The 4,708-nt window shown below is 46.9% G+C and carries 5 protein-coding genes; 4 read left to right on the forward strand and 1 reads right to left on the reverse strand.

Annotated elements, in window-relative coordinates:
• The first annotated feature begins 176 nt into the window (after positions 1-176).
• From hemE to V7K53_RS23990, 4 genes are all read left to right on the forward strand, one after another.
• Positions 177-1,229, forward strand: coding sequence for a uroporphyrinogen decarboxylase (gene hemE, locus V7K53_RS23975; RefSeq protein WP_335200052.1), 1,053 nt, complete (start codon positions 177-179; stop codon positions 1,227-1,229).
• Positions 1,230-1,234: 5 nt separating this feature from the next.
• A complete protein-coding gene (gene hemC, locus V7K53_RS23980) occupies positions 1,235-2,221 on the forward strand; it encodes a hydroxymethylbilane synthase (RefSeq protein WP_335200053.1) in 987 nt (328 codons plus the stop codon).
• A gap of 168 nt (positions 2,222-2,389) precedes the next feature.
• Positions 2,390-3,382 carry a porphobilinogen synthase gene (hemB, locus tag V7K53_RS23985; protein ID WP_335200054.1) on the forward strand — a complete coding sequence of 331 codons (993 nt, stop codon included), beginning with the start codon at positions 2,390-2,392 and terminating at the stop codon, positions 3,380-3,382.
• Between the two features lie 48 nt (positions 3,383-3,430).
• On the forward strand, positions 3,431-4,342 hold the full coding sequence (locus tag V7K53_RS23990; protein ID WP_335200055.1) for an alpha/beta fold hydrolase: 912 nt from the start codon (positions 3,431-3,433) through the stop codon (positions 4,340-4,342).
• A 177-nt stretch (positions 4,343-4,519) separates the two neighbouring features.
• On the opposite strand, the gene V7K53_RS23995 is transcribed toward V7K53_RS23990, so the two are convergent.
• A partial coding sequence (locus V7K53_RS23995; protein WP_335200056.1) for a hypothetical protein occupies positions 4,520-4,708 on the reverse strand: 189 nt, incomplete at its 5' end.

Here is a 4,708-nt window from a genome sequence, read left to right on the forward strand (position 1 = left end):
CTATGGGCTTGGTTAAAGCTGTTCGCCAACGACACCGACGTAACGCCGCTAGGTCGCTTGACATCTGGGCTGAAGCTTTAACTTGACACCAATGGCAAGATGCCCACCCCACAAGATTGGATTGTTGGAAATCCCAAATTCTTGAAATGACAATTATTAAATCCAGGGAGAAATGTATGGGAAATTATACGTTACTGCAAGCGGCGCGAGGTGAGGTACTCGATCGCCCTCCGGTATGGGTGATGCGCCAAGCAGGTCGCTACATGAAAGTTTATCGAGACTTGCGTCAGAAATATCCCTCGTTTCGCGATCGCTCCGAGAACCCTGATTTAGCGGTGGAAATCTCACTGCAACCTTTCCGTGCCTTCCAACCCGATGGGGTGATTATGTTTTCAGATATCCTCACGCCGTTGCCTGGTATGGGTATCTCGTTTGACATTATCGAAAGTAAAGGGCCAATATTTGAGCAGCCAATCCGCACGCCAGCCCAAATTGAAGCGCTGACTGACCTCGATCCCGAAGCTTCTTTACCCTTCGTGCAGCAAATTCTGAAGACGCTACGCCAAGAAGTTAACGGTCAAGCTACCGTCTTGGGCTTTGTTGGCGCTCCTTGGACGCTAGCTGCCTATGCAATTGAAGGTAAAAGCTCGAAAGACTACGCCATTATCAAAAAGATGGCTTTCTGCCAACCTGCGATGCTACATCAACTTTTAGGGAAACTGGCAGATGCGATCGCAGTTTACGCCCGCTACCAAATTGATGCCGGGGCCCAAATCGTGCAACTGTTTGACTCTTGGGCCGGACAACTCAGCCCTGAAGATTTCCAGACGTTTTCTCTACCTTACCTGCAACGAGTCGTGCAACAGGTTAAAGCAACGCACCCGGACACGCCCCTGATTTTGTATATCAACAACAGTGCTGGAATCCTAGAGTTAATGGCGCAATCGGGTGTCGATATCGTCAGCGTAGACTGGACTGTAGATATGGCAGTAGCGCGGCAGCGACTCGGCGCAAATATTGGAGTCCAAGGAAATATCGATCCCTGCGTGTTGTTCGGTACTAAAGAGCTAATCCGCGATCGCATTTTGGACACGATTCGTAAAGCGGGGAATCAGAAGCACATCCTCAATCTCGGTCACGGTATTTTACCGAACACTCCAGAAGAGAATGTTGCTTTCTTTTTCGAGACAGTCAAACAGCTCAACTACTCGTCAAACAATCTCAACTAAAAGCTATGACTTCAGTGCAACCCGCTTCATCTAATATTTCTAGTCCCGTTCGCACCATCCGCATCGGTTCTCGTAAAAGCCAACTCGCACTTGTGCAAACTTACTGGGTTCGAGAACAACTCCAAAAGCATTTTCCCGATATTTCCTTTGAAGTCCACACCATGTCCACCCAAGGCGACAACATCTTGGATGTGGCCTTAGCTAAGATTGGCGATAAGGGATTATTCACCAAAGAACTTGAATTGGGAATGCTCAATCAGGAGATTGACTTTGCGGTTCACTCTCTCAAGGATCTGCCGACTTGCTTGCCAGACGGGTTAGCGTTAGCAGCCGTAACAGAACGGGAAAACCCAGCAGATGCTTTAGTTGTGCATCAAAAGCACAAAGATAAGCAAATCGATACGCTGCCAGAAGGCACAGTTATCGGCACTTCTTCTCTGCGCCGCCTTGCACAATTGCGTTATCACTTCCCTCATTTTACTTTTAAGGATGTGCGCGGCAACTTAAATACGCGCTTGGCAAAGTTGGATGATGGAGAGTACGATGTGCTGATTTTGGCAGCAGCAGGGTTGCAGCGATTGGGAATGAGCGATCGCATTCATCAAATTCTGCCAACCGAACTCTCTCTTTATGCTGTCGGACAGGGAGCGTTAGGGATTGAATGCCGCGCTGACGATTTGCAAGTGCTGTCATTACTCAAAGCAATCGAACACGTCCCTACCCGCGAGCGCGTTTTAGCCGAACGTGCTTTCTTGCGAGAACTAGAAGGTGGCTGCCAAGTACCAATCGGTGTTGATACCCAACTGGACGAAAATACACTGACATTAACAGGATTAGTCGCCAGCGTCGATGGCAAACGTCTAGTCAAAGATTCTGTTACCGGCACTGCTAGCGAGGCAGAAAATTTAGGTATTCAATTAGCTCATAAATTGCGGCAACAGGGAGCTACAGAGATTTTGGCTGAAATTTTCCAGACAGTCCAGCGTAGTTAGGGAGGCAGGGGAGCAGGGGAGCAGGGGAGCAGAGGAGAGACAGAAAAATACGATTAAAGGGAAAGGATTTTTTCGCTCGCCGTTTTACCCTTTACCCTTTACCCTTTACCCTTTACCCTTTACCCCTTACCCCTTACCCTTTACCCTTTCATCGTTCATCTTAATACTATGTTTCCAATTCATCGCCCGCGTCGGCTAAGAAGCCATCCCCAATTGCGGCGGATGGTGCGCGAAAATGTTCTGACAACCAGCGATTTAATCTACCCGCTTTTTGCCGTACCGGGTGAGGCGATCGCTAACGAAGTCAAATCCATGCCTGGAGTTTACCAGCTTTCTGTAGACAAAATCGTCGAAGAAGCCAAGGAAGTCTACGACCTCGGTATTCCAGCCATTATTTTATTTGGCATTCCTGAAGATAAGGATTCAGATGCAACGGGTGCTTGGCACGATTGCGGGATCGTTCAAAAAGCTGCTACTGCCGTTAAAGAAGCCGTACCTGATTTAATCATTATCGTCGATACTTGCTTGTGTGAATACACTAGTCATGGTCACTGCGGCTATTTAGAAGTAGGAGATTTGACGGGTCGAGTTCTCAACGATCCAACACTGGAATTGCTGAAAAGAACGGCAGTTTCACAAGTCAAAGCGGGTGCAGATATCATCGCGCCATCGGGAATGATGGATGGTTTCGTGCAAGCCATTCGTTCGGGTTTAGATGAAGCAGGCTACCAAGATACGCCAATATTATCTTACACCGCCAAGTATGCCTCGGCTTATTACGGGCCTTTTCGCGATGCCGCCGACTCAACACCGCAATTTGGCGATCGCAGAACCTACCAAATGGACTCCGGTAACGGTCGTGAAGCCTTAAAAGAAATCGAACTCGACATTACCGAAGGTGCAGATATGTTAATGGTCAAGCCAGCCTTGGCCTACATGGATATTATCTGGCGCGTTAAGCAAGCAAGCAACTTACCCGTTGCTGCTTACAACGTTTCTGGCGAATACTCGATGGTTAAAGCTGCTGCCCTCAACGGTTGGATTGACGAAGAACGGGTGGTAATAGAAACATTGACTGGCTTTAAACGGGCTGGCGCTGACTTGATTCTCACCTATCACGCCAAAGATGCTGCTCGTTGGTTAGCGAAACTTGGCAATTAAACTTTCTAATTTTGATTTCATGTTGTCGATGTAGAGGAGGAATTTCTCATGTTCATTCCACTCGGTTTTGTTCAACGCTCCGTTTTAATCAGCTTGGGAAAAATTACTTATTACACTAACCAAGGTGAACTTTGGGCAACCGATGGAATGGGCAATACGCCATCGGACACGCTGCGCGACCGCGAAACTTTAATATTCTTCCACGGGATTGGAGGTGGAGCATCTGCCTACGGGTGGTCGAAGGTGTATCCAGCATTTGCAGGGGAGTATAGAGTGTTAGCACCCGACTTGATTGGCTGGGGGCGATCGGATCATCCCGAACAAAATTATCTCCCGAAGGACTACATCCTGATGCTAATTGAGTTCATCGAGAAGACGTGCCAAGGTCCTGTAACAATAATTGCTTCTTCCCTAACTGGAGCATTTGCAATCCGAGCGGCAATCGAACGTCCCGACCTGTTTAAGTCACTTATTCTCACACTTCCTTCAGGCATCAAAGATTTCAGACAATACTACAGCAATAGCTTTTTCGCTCAAATTGCTAGTATTCCTATTCTCGATCGCGTTCTTTACGCAGGACAAGTCAGCAGCTTTGGCATTCGTGACTTTTTTGAGCGAGTGTTTGCTCAACCCAATCGTCTTTCTCCCGAAATTGTAGAAGCTTTTGTGCAATCGGCGCAGCAGCCAAATGCCGAATATGCTGCCCTGTCATTTTTACAAGGTAGTTCATCCTTCGATCTATCAGAATACATTCCAAAATTGACAACACCTACCATCTTTATTTGGGGAAGCCAAGCGAAGTTTACAGGGCCCGAAGTAGGGCGTCGCCTTGCAAATCTAAATCCACAAGCAATCCAAGCATTTATAGAACTAGAAGATGTAGGGTTGAATCCAGAACTGGAAGTGCCGGAAGTAATTATCGGATTAATTCGGAAGTTTTTGCCTGTGTTAGCGCAGTAAGTTTTTGAGAAACTTCACTGTTTTTAAAGGCTGTGTATATTAATTGTGTCAACGTGCTTCAGCTGTAAGACTTACGCACTCAGATACCTCAATCCTCTTAAAAAGGGGAGCCACTGCGTTAGGCGGATAAAGAGATTTGTAGCAAATGACCTGACTTTAGAAATTCCCCTTTTTTAGCTACGGTGTACACACAAGTTTCTTGACCTGCACCTTTAATGCATCGACCTGCACCTTTAATGCATTGACTTGTACCTTTAATGCATTGACTTGTACCTTTAATGCATTGACTTGTACCTTTAATGCATTGACCTGCACCTTTAATGCATCGACCTGCACCTTTAATGCATCGACCTGCACCTTTAATGC

Source organism: Nostoc sp. (assembly GCF_036917355.1).
Taxonomy (GTDB): domain Bacteria; phylum Cyanobacteriota; class Cyanobacteriia; order Cyanobacteriales; family Nostocaceae; genus Nostoc.

Excerpts from the sequence above, each read along its gene's own strand:
- hemE (WP_335200052.1), top strand. The coding sequence starts at position 177 with ATGGGAAATTATACGTTACTGCAAGCGGCGCGAGGTGAGGTACTCGAT.
- hemC (WP_335200053.1), top strand. The coding sequence starts at position 1,235 with ATGACTTCAGTGCAACCCGCTTCATCTAATATTTCTAGTCCCGTTCGC.
- hemB (WP_335200054.1), top strand. The coding sequence starts at position 2,390 with ATGTTTCCAATTCATCGCCCGCGTCGGCTAAGAAGCCATCCCCAATTG.
- V7K53_RS23990 (WP_335200055.1), top strand. The coding sequence starts at position 3,431 with ATGTTCATTCCACTCGGTTTTGTTCAACGCTCCGTTTTAATCAGCTTG.